The following is a 19,669-nucleotide window of genomic DNA, read 5'->3' as shown; positions in this document are numbered from 1 at the left end:
GTGGGCATCGGCCTGCTCGTTCCGCTCGTCCTGCCGGTGGCGTCGTGGCCGGTGGGGCGCTGGCTCGCGCCGCGCTTGTCACCTCGTGGTGCGACGCAGCTGCTGACGTTTTTCGCGCTGGTGTTCGCCGTGGGCAGCACCGGCGCGTTGGCCGTGGGCGCGCTCGCCGGTCTGTCGCTGGTGCCGGTGGTCGCCGAGCTCGGCGACTTCTCCCCCGCGACGTTCACCGCCACCGTGCCGACGCCGGTGGCCATCGCCTGCTGCGCGCTGCTGATCGCCGCAGCCTTCGCGGCCGTGCGCGCGATCCACAGCCACTGGCGGTGGTACCGGCGGGTGCACGCCGAGCTGGACGAGCATTCCCGCGAAGGAGGGGTGGTGGTCCTGCCGGGCGCGGAGCCCGTGGCCTTCGCCATCGCCGGACGGGGCGGGCGCATCGCCGTGTCCGCCGGGATGCTCGCCGCGCTCGAACCCGGTGAACGGGCCGCACTCCTGCAGCACGAGCGAGCGCACCTGCGGCTGCGTCACCCTGCCTACGCCGCGGTCGGCGTTCTCGCCACGGCGCTCAACCCACTCGTGCGCCCGCTGACGACGGCCACGAGGTTCGCGATGGAGCGCTGGGCCGACGAGACCGCCGCTTCCGGAGTCGGTGACCGGCGCCTGGTCGCGACGGCGGTGGCCAAGGCCGCGCTGGCCGACCGCGGCCGCGGCTCGTACGCGCTCGCCGCCGGAGGCGGGCCGGTGCCGCAGCGGGTGCGCGCGCTGCTCGACACCCCCGCGTCACCTCCGCGCCGGCGCGGCGTACTGACCGCGAGCGCGGTCGCCGTGGTACTCGGCTGCTGCGGCTGGTCCGCCGGCGCCGGGGCGCAGGCCGCGATCGCATTGCACACCGACATCGAAGCCGCCCAGCAGGCCTCGTGCGCGTCCCACTCCGTGCTCACGCAGCGGTCCCACAGCGAGACCGCGTTCCGCGCAGCCGGCCAGGATCGCCGGAAGAGCGCCGAGCGCTGACCGCCACGAACCGACGGTGGAGGCAGCGACGTCCGAGTCGTGCAGCAGGATCGTGCCACCGGGGCGAAGTCCCTTGTGGACTGTCGTGGCCACCGACGCCGGAGTCGCGCGGGCGGCCCAGTCGAACCCCCAGGCCGTCCACAGCACCGGCCGCAAACCCAGCTCCCGCGCCGCGACCAGAGAACCGGCCGAGAACACCCCGTAGGGCGCGCGCAACCACCGCGGCCCCTCGCCGGCGACGTCGGTGATCAGCTCTACCGTCCGCGCGAGGTCGTCGTGCAGAGCCGCCGGGAACCGGCGCAGGAAACAGCGGTGGTCCCAGCCGTGCACCGCGAGCTCGTGCCCGGCGGCGACGATCTCGCGCCCGAGCTCCGGACACCGGGCGAGCTCCCGCCCGAGGACGAAAAACGTCGCCCGCGTGCCGGTTTTCGCCAACAGGGCCAGGAAATGCGGGGTCGAACGCTGGTGCGGGCCGTCGTCGAAGGTGAGCGCGACGTGGCCGGGGTCGCCCACCCCGGCGAACGCGTCGGGACGCAGGGGCGGCAGGAACAACGCGGCCGGGGCGGCGTGCGCCACGAGCGCACCCGCCGCCGCGACGCGGATCACCCGGCCACCTCGATCGGCAGGGCCGGCGCGGCTTCACGGGCCAGTGCGGCACGCAAGGCCGGGCCGAGCGCGTCGGGCGTCCGGACCCACGGCACCGTGCCCTCCTGGTCCAGCACGGCGGCGTTGGCGCGGCCGTGGCCGGGCAGGCAGCGGTAGGTCAGTACCGGCAACCCCGTCGCGAGGGCTTCGGAAGTCGTGAGCCCTCCCGCGTTCTGGACCACGAGGTCGCTCGCGCGCATCAGGTCCGCCATCGGGTCCACCCAGCCGAACACGTGCCGGAGCCCCGCGTTGCGCAGGCGTTCGCGCAACGCGTCGTTGCGGCCGCAGACGACCACGGGCTCGGCCGAACCGTCGGCGCGCAGGTCGGCCACCGTCCGTTCGACCTCACCGACGCCCCAGGACCCCGAGACGACCAAGGCCAGCGCTCGATCCGCGGGCAGCCCGTGCGCGAACCTCAGCCGCGTCCGCTCGGCCGCTCCGGCCACCGGCCGGAACGCGGGCGCGACCAGCGGTGGCGCGACCAGCACCCGCCCCGCGCCCCAGGCTCGCGCCTGCCGTGCCGCGGTCTCGTTGGGTGCCACGGTCAGATCGGCCTGCGCGCTGACGCACAGACGATGCACCGACGGATCCGTCAGGTACGCCACCAGCCCCGCCGCGAGCCGCCCGCGCGCCCGCAGGTGCGCCGCCGCGTGGGTCGCGAGCGGGTAAGTCGACACGACCAGCCGGGCGTCGTCGCCCACCACCTCAGCCAGCCCGGCGGACGCAAGCGCCGCGAGCCGCCGGGCGAGCGCCGCGAGCGCCGGTGAGCCGAGTGCCCCCAGCAGCCAGTCCCAGCTGCGCGGGGCGACCTGCAACTGCCGGTGGTAGGCGCCGCACAGCGTCTGCCCGAGCCGGCCCGGCAGCAGGTCGAGAAAGTCGACGCGGTCGGCGCGCACCCCGCGCTCGGCCAGCCACCGGGCGAGCTCCCGCGCCGCACCGTCGTGCCCGGCGCCGACCCGCGCGGACACGATCACCACGCGGTCGCCATCCGAAATTTCTACAGGCATGTAGTAAATCTACATCCATGTAGTCGGTCGGGTCCTCCGGGTGCACCGGCGCCGGTTTCGTCCGGTGTGCGGCGCCCGCACTCGCGGTGCGGGCGCCGGCCCCGCTACCGGTCAAGTTCCGGCAGCGCGCGGGTGCCTTCCGCGCGCACCGCGGCGAGCGAGCGCGGGTCGAGGTGCAGCAGCCGCAGGATCGTCGGCGCGATCTGCGTGGTCTCCACCGCGCCGCCGACGCTCCGCCCGCGGCCGGTCCCGCCAACGACCAGGGGGACGGACCGGTCGTCAGCGGCCGCCCCGCCGTGCTCGGCGATCTTCGACTGCCCGCCGGTGAACACCACACCGGGCACGGTGAGGCCGACGAGGTCGGGCACGCGGGCATCGCCGGGGCGCACGCCGAAGTAACGCGCGGCGTCCGCTCCCGCGTGGACGGTCGTCAGTCCGGAGTGGACGAACGGCTTCGGCGCGCCGGTGGCCCCGTTGCCGGTGCCGGACTGCGCGAGGAGGTAGTTCTTCGCGAACGTCGTGGCCGCAACCGAACGATCGGTGAGCCACAGCAGCATCGCGTCGTCGTCGGTCGACTGGGCCACGAGGTCGGCCGCGCCCGGGTGGGCCGCGCGCCAGGCCGCGTTGAGACCGTCGAGCAGGGCGCCGTCGTCGATGCGGGTCAGCTTGGTCGGGTCGATCGGCGACTGGCCGTGTTTGGCGGACAGCACGATGGTGGTGCTCTGGTCGAGGTGGCGGTGCTGGAGTTCCGCGGTGAATGCGCCGAGCTGGCGGTCCACGAAGTCCAGTGCCGAGCGCACGACCGGCCCGGGCGCGCCGCCGGCTGTGTACCCACCGGCCTGGCCGCCGGAGACGGGGAGCTTCTGCGCGGTCGACACCGACTGGAGGTTCAGCCCGAACACCGCCGGCGTGCCGACCTTCGTGGTGCCGCTGTGGTCGTAGCCGTCGATCTCGTTGAGCACCGCGCGGGCCTTGTACGAGTCGTATTGCTGGGTCGCCGCGTTGTCCGTGGTCCAGTCCCCACCGGACGGGCCGCCGGGCACCTGGCTGTTGATCTCCGGGGTGAACAGGTCCTGGATACCGGTGCCGGACGGGCCGTTCAGGAGCTCGTAGGCGGGGTGCTTGTCCGACCACGCGGTGCGCAACCCGGCCTGGCGAGCCACCTCGAAGACCGTGTTGACCTGCAGATACTGGTGCGGGTAAACGGGTTTGCACGTCCGCGGGTCGACCGGCAGCTTCGCCGGGTCGATGAGCGTGCGCGGGTTCCCGGTCATCTTCAGCACACTGGCTGGCAGACCCGCCAGGCCCTGCCCGGCGTCGACGGAGTCCTTGTTCCGGTCCAGATCCTCGGTGTAGTCCACTCCCGTGCCTGGCTTCACGCCGGCGCAGCTGGTGGTGCCCACGGGCAGCAGCGCGCGGTTGTAGGTGGCGTCGTAGTACACGCCGGTCGTCGCGGGGTTCCCGCCGGTGACCTGAGCGACGAGGCCAGGGAACGAATCCGAGGGCACGGGGGTGTTCGCGTGCGTGTACTGCGTGCCGTGCGCCACCAGGCTCGCGAGCGCCGAGTGCGGGTGGGTCGCGGTGTACCAGGCGAGGTCCGACTGGTGCATGCCGTCCACCGAGACGAGCAGCACGTGCCGCTGCTCGGGCTGTGCGGTGGCGGCCGGGGAGACGGTCGCGAACAATCCCGCGGCGGCGAGAAGGGCGAACAAGGGTGTGCGGGTTCTCGACACGGATCTTCCTCCTGTGGTCCGGCATCCGCCGGCTGCGGCGCCCGGGGTATTCCAGGCCCCCGAAGAGGACTCCGGGGAAAACCCGAAAGAACAACGTGTGAACTGAATTTCCCTTCACAAGAGGGAAAACCGGCGACAAGATACCGCTTCGAAGGTTAGCCGAAGGTTTACCCGCGGCAATTTTTCCGCAAGCGGAAAACCGGCAAAATGAGCATCGAGAACACCGGCGGAACAATCATTCCGACGGCCCGGAGCACGCCGGCACCTGGGAGAATTTCCCCATGACGACAGCGGAACTGAGCGGCGGCGGTCCGCGCACCGGCCGCCGCACCGCGAGCAAGGTCCCGGAGGTCACCGCGCTGTTCTGGGTGATCAAGGTGCTCACGACGGGCGTCGGCGAGACGACGAGCGATTTCTTCGCCCACACCGTGGATCCCGTGATCGTGGTGGCCGTGGCGGGACTCGTGCTCGCCGGTTCCCTCACCGCGCAGTTCCTTTCCCGCGCCTACCGCCCGTGGCTGTACTGGACGACAGTGGTGCTGGTGAGCGTGTTCGGCACGATGGCCGCCGACGCCGCCCACGTCGGTTTCGGTGTGCCGTACGCGGTGTCGACGGCGGTGTTCGCGATCGTGCTCGCCGCGGTTTTCCTGCGGTGGCACCGGCTCGAGCGGACCTTGTCCATTCACGACATCACCACCCCGCGGCGCGAGGTGTTCTACTGGCTCGCCGTCGGCACGACCTTCGCCCTGGGCACCGCGCTCGGCGACCTCACCGCGACGACCCTGCACCTGGGCTACCTCGGCTCCGGGGTGGTGTTCGCCCTCGTCATCGCCGTCCCGCCGCTGGCCCGACGCCTCGCCGGACTCGGCTCCGTCGCGACGTTCTGGGCCGCGTACGTCGTGACCCGGCCGCTGGGGGCCTCGTTCGCCGACTGGCTCGGTGTCGGACCCGACCGTGGCGGCGTGGGGCTGGGCACCGGCCCGGTGAGTGTCACCTTGCTGCTGGTGATCGCGGCACTGGTCGCCTTCCTGGGCGTGACGCAGGCGTCCGGCCGGCGGGCCCGGTAAGGCCATGCGCATCGCGTTCGTCACCGAGACGTGGCTGCCCTCGACCGACGGGATCGTGACCAGGCTCGTCGCCACCGTGCGCGAACTGCACGCGCGCGGCCACGACGTCCTGGTGATCGCCCCGGAAGCCGGCGGCCCGAGCACGCTGGCCGGCGCGCGGGTGCGCACGGTCCGGGCGGCCGGCGCGAAGTTCCTCTACGGCGGCAAACGCTGGGGGCTGCCGCTCCCCCGGGTCGGCCGGTACCTGCGCGAATTCGACCCCGACGTGGTGCACCTGGTCAACCCGGCGTTCCTGGGAACCGCGGGACTGCTCGCCGCGCGGAAGCAGAACCGCCGCACCGTCGCGTCGTACCACACGGACATCGCCCGCTACGCGCGTCACTACCGCCTCGGCGCCGCCGTACCGCTGATCTGGACGCTGCTGCGCGCCCTGCACCGGCGCGCGCACCTCAACCTCGCCACGTCGAGCGCGTCCGTCGACGACCTGGCGCGGCACGGCATCGGCCAGGTCCGCCTGTGGCCGCGCGGCGTGGACCTCGAGCGCTTCCGCCCCGCACCGAGCCGGCGCACCGACGGCCGCCCGGTCGCGCTCTACGTCGGCAGGCTCGCCCCGGAGAAGGCCTGCACTGGCTCGGCCCCCTGGCCGCGCCGGCCGGCGGCTTCCGCCTCGTGTTGGTCGGCTACGGCCCGGACCGCCCCTACCTCGAACGCACCCTGCCGCCGGGCACGGTCTTCACCGGCATGCTCCACGGCGACGCCCTCGCCGAGGCCTACCGCACGGCAGATCTGTTGTCTTCCCGTCCACAACGGACACTCTCGGCCTCGTGCTGCTGGAAGCGCTCGCCAGCGGCCTGCCCGTCCTTGCCGCCGAAAGCCCCGCGGCGCGCTCGACGCTCGCCGGCACCACGGCCGCCGAGTTCTTCCCCCGTCGGCCGGACCGCCGACCTGCCCGCCCACGCCCGCGCCCTGCTGAGCGGCGACCACCGCGTCGAGGCGCGCCGTCATGCGGCCGGATCCGGGTGGGACACCGCCACTGAACACCTGCTGGCCCTGTACACCGAGACACTCAGCCCGGCAGGCCGCTGCCGTACCAGTTGGTAGCAGCTGAAGATCATCCCGGAGTCCATCGGGCATCGCCGCCGCCGCAACGGAAGCGTTTGCCGCGGAGGGTTTCGCGCGGCGCGGTTCCGATCAGGACGACAGCACGCCCGACGCCAGCGCGGCCAGCAGCGCGACGCCCACGACGAGCCGGTAGATCACGAAAGCCGTGAACGTGTGCGCCGCGACGAACTTCAGCAGCCACGCGATCGCCGCGTAGGCCACTACGAACGACACGACCGTCCCGACTACCAGCGGCAGCACGTCGACGCCGCCGCCGAGCGCGTCCTTCAGCTCGTAGAGGCCCGCGCCGGTCAGCGCCGGGATCGACAGGAAGAACGACAACCGCGTGGCGGTGACCCGGTCCAGGCCGCGCAGCAGGCCGGTCGAGATCGTGGCGCCGGAGCGGGAGAACCCCGGGAAGAGCAGGGCGAGGATCTGCGACGAGCCGACCAGCATCGCGTCGGCGAACGTGGACTCGGACTCACCGCGTTTGCCCGTCCCGAACCGATCCGCCGCCCACATGATCGCGCTGCCGGCGAGGAGCGAGATCGCGACGACCCACAACGACGCGAGCGGCCCCTTCACCAGCGACTGGAACAGCAGCCCGGCGACGACGATCGGGATCGTGGCGAAGATGACCCACCAGGCGAACTTGTAGTCGTGTTCCTGGCGCGCCCGGGGATTGACGAGCCCGCGCCCCCACGCCGCCGCGAACCGCACGATGTCGCGGAAAGAAGTACACCAGCACCGCGGCGATGGCACCGACCTGGATCACCGCGGTGAACCCGACCACCGACTGATCGTCGACCGGGATGCCCAGCAGCCCCTCGGCGATCTTCAGATGCCCAGTGGACGACACGGGCAGGAATTCGGTCAGGCCTTCCACGATCCCGAGGATCACCGACTGGCCGAGATCGATCGCGCTCAACTCATTTTTCCTTTGCCGAGGGACGAGAACATCAGGAGCCGGCTCCGCGGCGCTGCCTGCGGCTCCGGAGGACTTCGAGCGCCAGCGGGATCAGCGAGACGACAACCACGAGCGCGATGATCGGCAGCAGGTACTGGTCGATCCCCGGAATGCTCGCCCCAAGAAGATACCCGGCGACCGTGACACCGACCGACCACAGCAGCCCGCCGAGCACCTGCCACAGGGTGAACGTGCGCGCGGGCACGTCGAGGATGCCCGCGAGCGGGTTCAGCACCGTGCGCACGACCGGGATGAAGCGGGCGAGCACGATCGCCTTCGCGTGGCCGTAGCGGGTGAACAGCTCCTCGGCCCGGGTCATCCCCCGATGCAGGTGCGCGTTGCTCGTGCGCGCCAGGAGCGCCCGGCCCCCACGGCGACCCAGCACGAACCCGGTCTGCGCCCCCAGCAGCGCGCCGGCGACCGCAGCCACCAGCACCAGCGGCAGGGACAGGTGGACAGTGGCAGTGGCGCTGGTGGTGCAGAACAGCCCGGCGGTGAACAGCAACGAGTCACCAGGCAGGAAAAACCCGATCAGCAGACCGGTTTCGGCGAACAGGACGAGGAACACCCCCGCCGTCCCAAGGCTCGACAGCCACGACATCGCGCTCAACGGATTCATGCAGGAGACCGCCTTCCCCGGAAGTCCAAGTCTTCGACAACGATGTAGTATTTCTACAATATTGTCGTTTTACGACGCGATCAGCCCCGGCGTTCAGGTGCTTGGCGCATCGGCTCAGGCGTCCGTGCCGGCCCCGGCGAGCCGCCTCCAGCCGCGGTCCCATCCCCGAGCACTGCGATGATCGAGCCACCAGCGCGCTACCGCGTAGACGAACGCCACCGCCACGTTCGTGCAGAACTCCGCCTCATCCCGTCCATGACCGCGAGGAACACCAGGCCGGCGGTGGTACGCGAGGCCGACGGCCGGACTCCGTGGCGATCGACCCAGATGTTCACCCTCCGCGGCCCGGCAGGGCTGAGCTCGACCGTGAGATCTCCACTGCGGGCCGCCCCGTCGGGCGCGGTCCACGTCCCGCGGACGTGGCGCGCAACGGCGAGCCCTCGCTGCCGACTGCGGATGCGGCAGAGTGACCGGGGACAGCTACCACAGATGCACGGTGCTTCCGCGGTTACGGCCTTTGATTTTGGTGGTGGTGGCCGCTACCCGGGTGGTGGGGATCAGCGTGCCCTCCACGATCACGCGGGTATCACCACGCAGCCGCCGGTCGGCGAGTACCTGGTGCAAGTCCGGGGCCTGGCCGGCCAGCCCGGTGATGGTTTCGTGCAGGTACCGGCAGGCGGTCGCGACACTGATCCCGTGGTCGGCGGCGAGGCGATGAACCGGGACAGCGTCGCGAAACCACCGCAGCACCAGCAGCGCCTGCTGATACGGGCTTAAGTGGGCGGTCAGATGGCCTGGAAGCCGACCTAACCGAGCCCGCCGGTGAAAATCGTGTCTATGAGCTCTGTTCCGACCAGCCTGGGAAATGTCGTGGCAGTTGCGGCCTGGCACGCGGGCTATGCTTCACTGGACGTCTCTTGTTGTCGACTCGCGGACCGTCCCGAAACGTCTTTGGGATGGCCCGGGCGCTCCGGCTGAGCCGCGTACGCCGGCAGGCTGGTGGGAGTCGCTGCCTTGGGCGAGGTTCCCCGGAGGAATAGTTCTCGTGCTCGCACGTCTCCGCCCGGACTGTCGCCGATGTGACGTAGTACGGCGAGGAGATAGCCGTGCGCGGCGACGAGATCGGAACGGGCCGCGTCATCGCGCATTTCCACCGCCTGTTGCTGGGCTTGGTCGAGGAGCACGCAGACGCGCGGCTCGTGGGCATCGAGAAACGGGCGGGCGCGGGCGGTCGTGTGGGCGAGCACGGTCATCATGATCGGGATCTCGGCGGTACTCGGGGAAACGGCGAGGATCGCGGAGAGAACCTTGATCTGCATGGCCAGGCCGCGCAAGAGCTCGTGGCTGGGTCCGTCGGCGTCGCGCGGAACGTGGTGGTCAGTGCACACGTGAAGCCCTTCTCTCTGGCAACGTCGCAGGAGAAACGTGGCCTGTCGCGGACAGTGACGGTGGCGCGGTGATCATGCGCAGCACACCGGGGTCGTTGCAGCTGCTCCTCCCTGGCGACGGTACGAGGGACACACCAGCGCGTCCCCTTACCCCCCGACGAACGAGGGGACGCGCAGGCACGCCCCGTCAGCTGAGGCTGATGACCTTGCCTGATCCTTCGGCGGGGAAACGCCTGGCGAACGCCGACATGACACTGCGGACGGTAGAACCCCCCGAGCGGGTGAGGTGCGGCAGGCAGCCGACCGATGGTTCCCGGCGGCGGGTCCCTCAGGCGGGTGGTTCGGTGCGGCAAGCGGAGGATTCGGCGTCATGACGGTGATCGCGCGCGGTTCACTCGTTGTGAGGGCTGTCCACAACACGAGGGGAGCGGCGACTGCGCCCGCCCATGACGAATCGTTCACGGCCGGAGATCACGTGACCTACTTGCCGGGCCGGCAACCTGACGCCACGCAGCGGTTGCTGCGCCGCGGCGTGGTGGCGGGCTCCACGGTCTTCGACGCCTACACCGAGACACAGTGGGTTACGGTGCGGGCCGAAATAACGGCGCAGGACACCGAGCCCGAGTGGGTGCGGGCGGACAACATCGTCGATGTCGTGCCGGTGTCATGACCGCACACTCCACAACCGGCCTCGATCCGGATGTCCACACACCAATCTTCGACGCTGTGCTCGCCGAGCACCGTTCACGCGCGAACGGCCCCGCCGCGCCTGACAACGGAGGCGCCCGCCACGAAACCCGGCAAACACCCGAAGAAGGTGTGGATGGCCATGGTTCAACTTTTCGAAAGTGGCAACGTGGCACCGGTCTTGGGTTTCTCCCCACGCGCCAGGATGTCGGCCGACGAGGGGTGCGATGCTCCTCGATCACCTCGACCTCCACTACCCAGCCGTCTTCGTGCGGCTCGACCGACGTAACGCAGCGCGGCGATCGGGCCACCGTGCACTGTGGTCACCTCCGCAGGTGGATCCCCTACTCCGCGCGCATCGTCGTCGATCTCGACGTCGCCGGGCAGGATGCCGTAGACGTAGATCGCCGGCTCGGTCCCGGTCTCCGTCCCGGTTTCGATTTCGGCGGTCACTGGCTTAACCGTCGCTTCCGGCCGCGGCCAACGGGTTCTTCCTCGTCTTCGCCGAGGATGTCGCGCAGCTTGTCCCGGCTGCCCCAAGCGCCCCGCGTCTTGGCCTTCGCGCCGCCGGAGGTCACGTCCTCCAACAGGTCAGGCAGGCCCTTTTTCTCGGTACCGGAGATGTCCAGCCGGTTCACCGCTTCCGCGAACCGCAGGTACGTGTCGACACCCGCCACCCCGATCCGGGCGTCGATGGTCAGCAGCTCGATGCCCACCAGGGACACCCGCACGTACGCGTCGATCACGAGACCCTTGTCCAGGATCGTGTCGATCACGTCGGCGAGGCTGCTCGAACTCGGCCGGTCGAGGCCACCGCCCTCGCCAGACGGCTGTCGTCATCGCTTGCTCCCTCAACTTCTGCCCGCGCCCGCACGGGCGCGGCCGCGGCGAGGCCGCTCTTCCTCGGCCGCCTCGTCGGTATCTTCGGCCTCTTCCGGCTCCTCTTCCTCCGGCTCCTCTTCGGACTCTTCTTCCTCGTCGGGCTCGTCCTCGGACTCGGCGGCCTCGTCCTCTTCGGAACCAGTGTCGGCGGACTCTTCGTCCTGCTCAGCCTCCGTGTTCGCGCTGTCGTCGCGGTCGGTGTCCTCGTCCTGCCGCTCGACGACCTGCCCGTCGTGGATCTCGCCGTGCCAGCCCTCGATGTCGTCGGGGTTCAGCAGGTCCTCCATCATCACCTGGCGGCGGAAGTGCTTGAGCTCCAGCCGCGCCCGACGGCCCTGGGCCCGCCAGATGTTGCCGGTGCGCTCGAACAGGCCCTGCGGGTGGTAGGCGAGGACCAGCACGACCTTGGTGAGGTCGGGCGTGAGCTCGTGGAACGTCACCGCGCCATCGACGTGGCCCTTGGCTCCCTTGGAACGCCAGACGATCCGCTCAAACGGCACCTGCTCCAGAATGCTGGCCTCCCAGGTGCGGTGCGACCAGAAAACCTGCGCCTTCCACTCGGTCTTCTCGTCGCTGACCTGCTCGACGTTGCTGACCTTCTTCATGAACGCCGGGAAATCGGTGAACCGGGTCCACTGGTCGTACACGAGGTTGATCGGCGCACCGATGTCGATCTCCTCGACAATATTGGTGAGCTTGATCTTGGCGCCTTTGCCGCCACCCCCACCCCCACCGCCGCCGCCGAAGGCGTTCTTCGCCTTCTGTGCGATGCCGGACAGGCCGCCCTTGACGGCGCCCATCATCGCCTGGCCCTTGATGCTGCCCTTGCTGCCGGTCACCGCCGCGAGCAGGCCACCGCCGTCGCCTCCGGCGAAGTCTGACAGTCGCCCGGCCGTCGAAGACATCTTTTTCGTCAGCGCACCCGTTGCTCGGGTCATCGCCGCTTGGCCCAGCCCGCGCAGGGCATCGGTCAGCTCACTCGTGTCCCCGCCGGTCGCCTTCGACGCGGTGCTGGTGGCCGTGCCGGCCGTGTTGCCGGCTGTGTCCGTCGCCTTGTCGGTGGCGTTCTTCAAAGTTTCGGTGACCACTGCGTTTACCTCCTTGCCCGTCGGGCGGGCGAGCGCTTGGTGGCGGTGCGTGCACTGCCGGAACTTTTGTCGTCATCGGACGACGCGGATCGCCGGCTCGGCGAACGCCGCTGTGGCGGCTGTTCGCCACCGTTGTCGGTGTCATTGTCGTCATCGCTCGGGTGGCGGCTCGCCGCACGCCGACGCTGGGGCTTCTCGGGCTCCGGCTCTTCCTCGGCTTCGGCTTCGTCCTCGTCGACGGCTTCGGCTTCGCCTTCCGGCTCTTCCTGGAGTTCGTCCTCGCCGTCGTGCTCCTCGTCGGCTTTGGACTTCTTGCCGCGGGTGAGCGCGCCACCGTCCTGGAGGCGTTCGCTCAGCGACTCGATCCTCCCGCTGGCCGCCGTCACCGCCGCGGACTTCGCCGCGGCGAGCAACTCGTCACGCGCCAGCGACGTCAGCTGGCCGATCTCCGCGGACGAACCCAGCTGCTCGAGACCACTTTGGACGAGCTTCGCCGGTGACACCCCGGCCTTGCCGGTCGCCCCGGCGGCCGCGATCATCAACGCGAGGCGCCCCTTCTTCGTCCGCCCCAGTAGATAACCGGCTGCGACCCCGAGCGCCATCGGTGTTCCTGCCTTCATTGCCGCTCCTCCCGACTCTTGCGGTAGCGAGATCCCCACGCACAACCCGCACGCCGCCCCCGAAAACAACGCGAACAGGAATGTGGCTTCGTCATCCAACTCAGCTACCCGCATCCTTGTGTGCAAAACACGAGATCATGGCAAACGGGTTTCTTCCTTTCACGGTAAGGACAAAACTGTTCACGGGAGCGGTTCCGAAGCTCGTTTTCTGTGATGCTGAAAATCAACTTCCTTGGCACCCTGGTTGCGCCTGCAGGTCTTCGGGAAAATGCGCGAACCGATGCACGTCGGCTTGATCTACCTATTTTTCAACACACCATCCACACGCGAACGGTGCCGGTGGCGCCAGGCTTCTTGGTTGCGCCCGCCTTGCCGGGTTCGACTCCATCGACGGAGGAGGGACGCAGAGTCGCCAACCATGGATCACGACGGAGTTCAGTGCACAAGAGCACGACCAGGACTTGATCGGCATCAAGCGCGGTTCGGGCAGGACCGGTATCGAGGACGTGGACGCCTGCCGACACTCGAACATCGACAACGCTGTGAGCAGCGCGGACGCCTCTACTCGGGCGATTCGGCGTGCACCTCGAATGCCCGGCCGAGGAGGGAGCGGCGGATCTCGGCCTGCGCGCACCGCACTGTGGTGGGGTCGGAGAGTGTCGGCTCGGCTTGGCTGCCGACGGCCACGAAAACGGTTGCGACGGTCGTGCCGCTTGAAGTTGGTGTGCTGGGAGGCCTTGCGCAGCGCGTCGAACGCCTCGTCGGCCGACCAGTTGCGCAGCAGCATCAGCATGCCCTTGGCCTGCTCGATCACCGGCGGCCGCGACGCCAGCGCCTCCTCCAGCTGTGCCACCGTGGCCTCGAAATCCGCGTCTCTGTCCCTACTCGTCTCCTCTGGTCGCACCGCATCCCGCGCGCGGACGCCTTTCTTTCTTGCAGCCTGGTGACTCAACAACCCGTCGATGCCGCGGTCGGAGCTGGAGCGGATCGCGTCCGGCCGCGGGACAATAACGGCTCGCGGGGACGGAATGAGGGAGCAACTGAGTAACGCGTCGGTCCGAGGTCGTGGGCTTAGAGCATGTCTCACTTGGTGAGTTTCTTGTAGCAGGTGATGGCGGCGCCGAGGGTGAGGAAGGCGAGGTAGTGGCTAGGTTTGCGTTCGTAGCGGATGGCGAGTCGGCGGTAGCCGAACAGCCAGGCGATGGCCCGTTCGATGACCCAGCGGTGTTTGCCGGGTTTGTCGCTGGATTCGATGCCTTTGCGGGCGATGCGCGGGATGATCCGGCGGTGGCGGAGCCAGTCGCGCCGGGCGGGGATGTCGTAGGCCTTGTCGGCGTGCAGCTTGGCCGGTTTCCTGCGGCGCGGTCCGCGGTGGGAGCGGATGGCCGGGATGGCGTTGACCAGGGGTTTGAGCGCGTGGCTGTCGTGGGTGTTGGCCGCGGAGATCGCGACAGTGAGGGGCAGGCCGTTCCGGTCGGACAGGGCGTGGATCTTCGAGCCGGGTTCGCCGCGGTCGACCGGGTTCGGGCCGGTCAGCCCGCCCCTTTATTGGCCCTGACGGACGCTCCGTCGAGGACCGCACGGGACCAGTCGATCACGCCTTTGCTGCCCAGCTCGTCCAGGACTGCTCGGTGCACCTCGCGCCACAGTCCGGCGGTCGCGCACTCGCTGAACCGGCGATGCGCCGTCGGTACCGTGACCCCGAAGCTGGGCGGCAGGTGTCGCCAGGCGCACCCGCTGGTCAGCACGAACACGATCGCGGTGAACACTGCCCGGTCGTCCACTCGCGACATTCCACCGCCCTGCGGGCGCGTCTTTCGCGCCGGGATCAGCGGTTCGACCAGCGCCCACAACTCGTCCGGCACCAGCCGCCGTGACAACTCGTCCATCACATTTCATGATCTTGCCCGCAGGCCAATCAAAATCCAAGTGAGACACGCTCTTAGTCACGAACGCGGGTGTTTCAAGATCGCGGCCAGGTCGGCGGTGCCGTCGCCGACGGCGCGGGCGAGGTCGGTCAAGCGCAGGTGGCGGGAGCGGGCGTATCCGCGAAGCCGCGTGAACGCTTCGTCCATCAAGACCCTCCCGTGCTGGGCGAGTGCCCCTTTTGCTTGTTCGATCACCACGCGGCTGTTGAGCGCGGTCTGCAACTGGTCGGTGAGCTGGTCGCCGCGTGCGATGGTCCGTTGCTGCAGAATGCCGATGGTGGCGACGTCGGCCAGCGCCTGCCCGAGCTCGATGTCTGCGCGGTCGGCGCCGCCGGGTTCGGCGTTCAGCAGGGTCAGGCCGCCGATGACCTGGTCACGCAGCCGCATCGGCAGGGCCTGTGCTGCACGGAAGCGGCACTCTGCCGCCGCTGCAGTGAACTTCGGCCAGCGCTGCGTCTCGGCCGCCAGGTCCGTGCAGGACATGGGTGCTCCGCTGCGCACGCAGTCGATACAGGGGCCGTCGTCGGCCTGCACGGCGAACAGCTCCAGCAGCTCCGCCCGCTGGGAAGAGGACGCCGCGACCTGCAGGTTCCCGTCGGCGTCGAGCAGGATCACCCCGGCGGCGGACACCCCGAGCAGATCGACGCAATGTTCCGTCAGCAGGTGCAGGAAGTCGGCGATGTCGAAATCGGCGACGAGGGTGTCGGCGAGCCTGACGAACGTGCGGGAGACCCGCCGCAGCCGGTCGTGCAACGTCGTTTCGGGCCATTCAGTGGTGTTTGTCATGAGCGTGATTCCCCCGTCCTTCCCCCGGTCACGACCGGGACACGTCGGTGGTGTCGGTCAGCAGTTCGTGGGGGTCGAGTTCCGTCGTGGCGATGTCGCGCGCGACGTCAGACAGTCGGCGCCGGTGCGCGGGCGTAGCCGCGCATCGCGAGGTACGCCTGGTGCACGCTGACGCCGGTTCTCCACTCGCTCCTCCAGACGCACGACCTTCCTACGACTACCCACAGCGCACGCCCCTCATACGCAACCGCGTGAGGACTCATCGCGGCCACCGACGCGGTGGTTATGAGAGGTGTTGCGCGAATCGCGACCTGCGAGAACGTCGCGCGGAAAGGCTGTTCGAAGACCTGTCACCACTGACCATTTATGCGACAACAGCAATCGCGCTCGGTCGGCACCTCGTCGAGGTCGAGGTGAAGTGGACCGACCACGCGGCCGGTGAGGAGCGAAGCGAGTGAAGCCCGTCGGCGGACGCGTGCACATCACTGCGAGCAGAAGCGCCTTCCGGCCGCCCGGGAAGGACTTGCCGGGTCAGGAGCCGAAATCGGTCATGGTGCGGTGCGCGAAGAGCCACTCGCCGTCCACGCGCACGACCGGATCGTCGAACCGGGCGAGTGCGGCGACGCGAGGTGTGTTCTGCTTCGGCGGCTCGACCGACGTCACGACGAGGTAGCTCCAGACGCTCGCGGTGTCGGTATCGGACTTCCACCCGACAGCATCGACGATGAGACGCTCGAGATCGGGCCCGCACTGTTGAGCCGGCGCCACACTCTGAAGTACGTCGCGCTCGTCGACGGTTCTCCAACAGTGAGCCTGCACCGACGGCCGGCCTACGTCCAAGTCCGAAAGAGGATTCGGACAAACTTGCCGCTCCGGTGGCTTATGACGGCGTTGATCATCGCGATGGTAGTGGCCGTCGCTGCCCCGTTGCCAGGGTCGTAGAACCACGGGATACCCGCTGGTGTGTTTTGGGTGGTCGCGGTGGTCTTCTCGGTGATCCTGCTGATCACCACGTGGAGAAGGTGACCTGCTCGGCGCCCTCTGGCGATCCGCCTCGACCACGCCGACGGAGCCACCCCTGCACCCACCACGCCGGCCAAGCGAGCACCCGCACCGGAGCCGCGCGAGCTGGGCAACGGCCACGCTGCCGCGCGGCTGCCGATCGCCGTGCCACCGATACATCGGGGAACCCTCGCCTCCTACCTGGATCGGCTCGCCGCGTCACCTGACGAGAACCGGGCCCAGGGCAGTCAGACTGCGCCGACCCCGCGGCACGCAAGGCTTCACAGTCACTGAGGACTACCTCCGACACCTACTCGCGTCCGACCGATCGAAGCAGTTGAACTTCTCGCTTCGGAAGCAGTCGCCTCACCCCGACTGTGCACATGCGTCTCTAAAACGATCGTTCGCGAGACACACGTGGCTGATCGACGTTTCCGCAGGAGAGATCTGTAACGCATGTCGTGTCCGCGCCAATGTCACGTTCTCGGTTTGGGATACGGTCTGGACCATTCGACGGGTCAGCCTGTTGCGTTCCACCAGGCATTCGGTTGCTCGCCGGGCTGCTCGACTGCCGCCCGGTCGCCCGCGCCCGCGGTGGCGAGGGAGGGGGCGGCCGGCGTGGTCGGGAGGTCGAACAGCTTCGGAAGTCGGGCGTTCATCAGCTCGTCGTCCGCCCGTTCGTGCTGTATCACGCGGACCACGCGCGCTTGCTGCGCCGGGTCGTGCAGGTTCGCCCGCCGGCGGGCGCGGCGCACCTTGCGCGTCCACCGCGCCGCGGCCGACCACCGGCGCTTGCCATCGCCCTGAGGTTTGCCCGCGCTCAGCAGCCGGGCGTACCGGTCGGCGGCCCGCTCGCGGCGACGTTGCAGCGCGTCCCGCTCCGGCTCGCCCAGCCCCGTCCAGGACAGTGCTGCATCGCGCAACTCGCGCAGCAGGCGGCCAAGGTAGGACAGCTCGGTGGTCGTGCCGCTGTGGCGGCGGGCTTCGCGGACGTCGACGCCGAGGGCCTGATGGATCGCCAGCAGGCCGAACACGGCGAAGACCAGCCGCACGACCAGCTCCCGCGGATCGATGTTCAGCGCCACTGCGACAACCGCCTGGCCGCCGAACAGCGTCCACAGCAGCGCCCGGGCCTTGCCGAGGCCGGACCGCCCACCCTCAGGCCGGGTGAGGATGTCGCGCATCTCCAGAGCCGCCGATAGCAGACCGATCTCGATGAGCAGGAAGACCACGGCGGTCTCCCACAGGTGGAAGTGCAGCACCTGGGTGAAGTACCGGGCAGACGTGTCGCCAGACAGGAACAGCGCCCCGGCGAACATCGCGTACCAGCCCTTGGCGTGCAGTGGCGACCCCGCCTGCACCTCGACGGTCCGCTTCGGCGCGAGCGCCACCAGCACACCGCCGGCTGCGAGCAACACGACCACCGCGCCACCGGCCGCGATCAGACCGAGCCGCCAACCTGGGCCCTCGATGAACCACGCGAGCCAGCCCGGTGCCGCGTGGAGCAGCCGGAGCGCGATCACCAGCGCCAGCGCCACGAAAGCCACCAGGCCCAACGTGACCATGGCCCCGCCAACGGAGGCGCGCCAGCCCGTCCGACGCTCGCGAGTCTCCACGGGGACGGCTGCGAGCGAGGGCTCGGTGGGCACCTCTGCCGTCGGCTGCCCGGCGGGCTGGTCATCGGTCGACACGGCAGGCGCCCGGTCAGCTAGGGCGGTCGGCGCGACCATGGGAGCCTCGACGTCCTCCTGGTCAAGCGGCAACTGGGGGTCTGTGTGCGGCTTTGACGGGTCAACCCGCGCGTCGAACAGCGGATGGGGCCGGTCACGGCTGGTCGGGTCGGCCCGACCGGCGACAGGATCGGCCTCAACCTGCGGAGACGTCATGCGCAGCCCCTCGTTCCTCTCGATGCCGGCGGCTTGCTCACCCACCAGTGACCTCGGCTCCAGGCGGGCCGGTCGATTGTGGCCGGACTCCCCGGCCGCGTCCCGTCGGGGTAGGGCTGGGCCGAGATGAGACCCTGACGCCGAGTGCCAGCCGCCGTGGCCGGCGCGACCGGGCGGCTCAGTCCTCACCCGAGCACAGCTCGAGCAAGCCTGTACCGCGTGACCGCGCACAGGCGGGCTCTGGTGGTGCAACGAAGACCTCCCGCGCGCGACATTGACCGATATGACCGAAGATCAGTCCGCTGCTGACACCACTGGCACCGACACCGGTAGGCCGAAACTGCCGCTGAGCCCCATGGCGCTGTTCTGGACCATCACGGGCGTCGTTCTCTTCACTGCGGCCGCGGCGGTTGCCTTGTGGTGGCCGGCCACTCGGCCTCAACGGCGCCGACCTCGCCTCGGCCCGCCTCGACGGGCTCAAGATCGCCCTCAGCATCGGCGTCGGCGGCGGCGTCGTCGATCTCGACCATCCTGATCCCGCTGGTGGCAGTCACGCGGCCGCTGCTGGTCGCGACCCTCGTCATTCTTGTGCGGTGGCTGGTGAAGATCGGCCGGTACAAGCTGGAGAGGGTCGGCAAACTCGACCAGTAGCAGCGGGCTATCGATCAACCCGCTGCCATCAGATGCCGGGCTCCCCGGTAGCTCTACCGAAGCCGGTACTGACCGCTGGCCGCGCGGGCGGTCGAGGAGGCACAGCAGTGAAGCGCTACCAAGTCACCGTCACCCGCGAGGGCAAATGGTGGCGCAAAATGGTGGATGGTGCACATCCCCGAGATCGACGGGCTCACCCAGGCCCGCCGCCTCCGCAAAGCACCCCTCATGGCCCGCGAAGCCATCGCCGCCGCCCTCGACCTCAACCCGGACGACATCACTGTCGACGTCCACGTCGAGTCGTAAACCAAGCTCGCCGCGGACGCCCGGCCCGCGCTGGCCGCTGCGATCGACTACATGCGCGGCGGGGACATGCTTACGGTGCAGGAAGTCGACGGCATCGCCGCCGAGAACACCTCGAGCGCGACCGAGCAGCCAGCTGTCGCCGGTGAGCTGAGCGGCACAGTGATCTTCAGCGCTCCCGATGACTGTCCAAGCGCGAAACGAGCGCGCGAACACGGCCAACTTCTCGATCCCACATAAGACCTGGTCGTCGACGCCTGGCAAGGCGCGGAGGTGGGGTTGGCCCTACCCCGATTGCTCC

22 protein-coding genes and 2 pseudogenes are annotated in these 19,669 nt (G+C 69.5%); 6 read left to right on the top strand and 18 right to left on the bottom strand.

The window, feature by feature from the left end; all coding sequences use genetic code 11:
* Entirely contained in the window at positions 1-1,008 is a 1,008-nt protein-coding gene (locus QRX50_RS20110) for a M56 family metallopeptidase (protein ID WP_285973469.1), read from the top strand.
* A 207-nt stretch (positions 1,009-1,215) separates the two neighbouring features.
* Here QRX50_RS20110 and QRX50_RS20105 read toward each other — a convergent pair.
* From QRX50_RS20105 to QRX50_RS20095, 3 genes and pseudogenes are all read right to left on the bottom strand, one after another.
* Positions 1,216-1,521 (bottom strand): annotated as a pseudogene (locus QRX50_RS20105) (polysaccharide deacetylase family protein); the annotation flags it as partial.
* Between the two features lie 89 nt (positions 1,522-1,610).
* Positions 1,611-2,660 carry a glycosyltransferase family protein gene (locus tag QRX50_RS20100; protein WP_285973468.1) on the bottom strand — a complete coding sequence of 350 codons (1,050 nt, stop codon included), beginning with the start codon at positions 2,658-2,660 and terminating at the stop codon, positions 1,611-1,613.
* A gap of 104 nt (positions 2,661-2,764) precedes the next feature.
* Positions 2,765-4,393: an alkaline phosphatase family protein gene (locus QRX50_RS20095; RefSeq protein WP_285973467.1), complete on the bottom strand. Its 1,629-nt coding sequence runs from the start codon at positions 4,391-4,393 to the stop codon at positions 2,765-2,767.
* A 281-nt stretch (positions 4,394-4,674) separates the two neighbouring features.
* Between QRX50_RS20095 and QRX50_RS20090 the strand changes: the two genes are divergently transcribed.
* Positions 4,675-5,460, top strand: coding sequence for a COG4705 family protein (locus QRX50_RS20090; RefSeq protein WP_285973466.1), 786 nt, complete (start codon positions 4,675-4,677; stop codon positions 5,458-5,460).
* 4 nt (positions 5,461-5,464) lie between these two features.
* Positions 5,465-6,433, top strand: a complete 969-nt coding sequence (locus QRX50_RS20085) for a glycosyltransferase (protein WP_285973465.1) — start codon at positions 5,465-5,467, stop codon at positions 6,431-6,433.
* A 218-nt stretch (positions 6,434-6,651) separates the two neighbouring features.
* On the opposite strand, the gene QRX50_RS20080 is transcribed toward QRX50_RS20085, so the two are convergent.
* From QRX50_RS20080 to QRX50_RS50350, 5 genes and pseudogenes are all read right to left on the bottom strand, one after another.
* Entirely contained in the window at positions 6,652-7,281 is a 630-nt protein-coding gene (locus QRX50_RS20080) for an undecaprenyl-diphosphate phosphatase (RefSeq protein ID WP_285973464.1), read from the bottom strand.
* A gap of 76 nt (positions 7,282-7,357) precedes the next feature.
* Positions 7,358-7,420 (bottom strand): annotated as a pseudogene (locus QRX50_RS20075) (hypothetical protein); the annotation flags it as partial.
* A gap of 100 nt (positions 7,421-7,520) precedes the next feature.
* Positions 7,521-8,147, bottom strand: coding sequence for a DedA family protein (locus QRX50_RS20070; protein WP_285973463.1), 627 nt, complete (start codon positions 8,145-8,147; stop codon positions 7,521-7,523).
* A 197-nt stretch (positions 8,148-8,344) separates the two neighbouring features.
* Positions 8,345-8,605, bottom strand: coding sequence for a hypothetical protein (locus QRX50_RS50595; RefSeq protein WP_491700790.1), 261 nt, complete (start codon positions 8,603-8,605; stop codon positions 8,345-8,347).
* A gap of 22 nt (positions 8,606-8,627) precedes the next feature.
* Complete coding sequence (locus QRX50_RS50350) at positions 8,628-8,897, bottom strand: hypothetical protein (RefSeq protein ID WP_434533290.1); 270 nt, start codon at positions 8,895-8,897, stop codon at positions 8,628-8,630.
* A 356-nt stretch (positions 8,898-9,253) separates the two neighbouring features.
* Here QRX50_RS50350 and QRX50_RS20060 point away from each other — a divergent pair, with 356 nt between their 5' ends.
* Together QRX50_RS20060 and QRX50_RS20055 are read left to right on the top strand one after the other, a co-directional pair.
* On the top strand, positions 9,254-9,607 hold the full coding sequence (locus tag QRX50_RS20060) for a hypothetical protein (RefSeq protein WP_285973462.1): 354 nt from the start codon (positions 9,254-9,256) through the stop codon (positions 9,605-9,607).
* Between the two features lie 403 nt (positions 9,608-10,010).
* Entirely contained in the window at positions 10,011-10,205 is a 195-nt protein-coding gene (locus QRX50_RS20055; protein WP_285974511.1) for a hypothetical protein, read from the top strand.
* A gap of 164 nt (positions 10,206-10,369) precedes the next feature.
* On the opposite strand, the gene QRX50_RS49590 is transcribed toward QRX50_RS20055, so the two are convergent.
* The 10 genes from QRX50_RS49590 to QRX50_RS20005 all read right to left on the bottom strand — a co-directional run bounded on the left by QRX50_RS49590 (position 10,370) and on the right by QRX50_RS20005 (position 18,944).
* Entirely contained in the window at positions 10,370-10,675 is a 306-nt protein-coding gene (locus QRX50_RS49590; RefSeq protein WP_353074129.1) for a hypothetical protein, read from the bottom strand.
* Positions 10,672-10,998, bottom strand: a complete 327-nt coding sequence (gene gvpJ / locus QRX50_RS20045) for a gas vesicle protein GvpJ (protein ID WP_285973460.1) — start codon at positions 10,996-10,998, stop codon at positions 10,672-10,674. The genes QRX50_RS49590 and gvpJ overlap by 4 nt, the downstream gene beginning before the upstream one ends.
* A 75-nt stretch (positions 10,999-11,073) precedes the next feature.
* A complete protein-coding gene (locus QRX50_RS20040; protein WP_285973459.1) occupies positions 11,074-12,192 on the bottom strand; it encodes an SRPBCC family protein in 1,119 nt (372 codons plus the stop codon).
* Positions 12,193-12,197: 5 nt separating this feature from the next.
* The gene (locus QRX50_RS20035) at positions 12,198-12,812 is read right to left on the bottom strand and encodes a hypothetical protein (protein WP_285973458.1); all 615 of its coding nucleotides are present in this window, start codon (positions 12,810-12,812) and stop codon (positions 12,198-12,200) included.
* A 301-nt stretch (positions 12,813-13,113) separates the two neighbouring features.
* A complete protein-coding gene (locus QRX50_RS20030; protein WP_285974510.1) occupies positions 13,114-13,605 on the bottom strand; it encodes an ANTAR domain-containing protein in 492 nt (163 codons plus the stop codon).
* A 290-nt stretch (positions 13,606-13,895) separates the two neighbouring features.
* Positions 13,896-14,701 (bottom strand): IS5 family transposase gene (locus QRX50_RS20025; protein ID WP_285973457.1). Its coding sequence is split into 2 segments (ribosomal slippage): positions 13,896-14,356 and positions 14,356-14,701, totalling 807 coding nucleotides; the frame shifts between segments, so codons are not numbered across the junction.
* A gap of 57 nt (positions 14,702-14,758) precedes the next feature.
* Positions 14,759-15,526, bottom strand: a complete 768-nt coding sequence (locus tag QRX50_RS20020) for a GAF and ANTAR domain-containing protein (protein ID WP_285973456.1) — start codon at positions 15,524-15,526, stop codon at positions 14,759-14,761.
* Between the two features lie 531 nt (positions 15,527-16,057).
* Positions 16,058-16,294 (bottom strand): nuclear transport factor 2 family protein, encoded by a 237-nt coding sequence (locus QRX50_RS20015; RefSeq protein ID WP_285973455.1) that lies wholly within the window; start codon positions 16,292-16,294, stop codon positions 16,058-16,060.
* 752 nt (positions 16,295-17,046) lie between these two features.
* Positions 17,047-18,219, bottom strand: a complete 1,173-nt coding sequence (locus QRX50_RS20010) for a hypothetical protein (RefSeq protein WP_285973454.1) — start codon at positions 18,217-18,219, stop codon at positions 17,047-17,049.
* 587 nt (positions 18,220-18,806) lie between these two features.
* Positions 18,807-18,944: a hypothetical protein gene (locus tag QRX50_RS20005; RefSeq protein WP_285973453.1), complete on the bottom strand. Its 138-nt coding sequence runs from the start codon at positions 18,942-18,944 to the stop codon at positions 18,807-18,809.
* Between the two features lie 286 nt (positions 18,945-19,230).
* Between QRX50_RS20005 and QRX50_RS20000 the strand changes: the two genes are divergently transcribed.
* Positions 19,231-19,371, top strand: a complete 141-nt coding sequence (locus QRX50_RS20000) for a hypothetical protein (RefSeq protein ID WP_285973452.1) — start codon at positions 19,231-19,233, stop codon at positions 19,369-19,371.
* The last annotated feature ends 298 nt before the right edge of the window (positions 19,372-19,669 follow it).

This window comes from Amycolatopsis sp. 2-15, from assembly GCF_030285625.1.
GTDB lineage: Bacteria > Actinomycetota > Actinomycetes > Mycobacteriales > Pseudonocardiaceae > Amycolatopsis > Amycolatopsis carbonis.
This window is presented reverse-complemented; position numbering and strand designations above follow the sequence as displayed.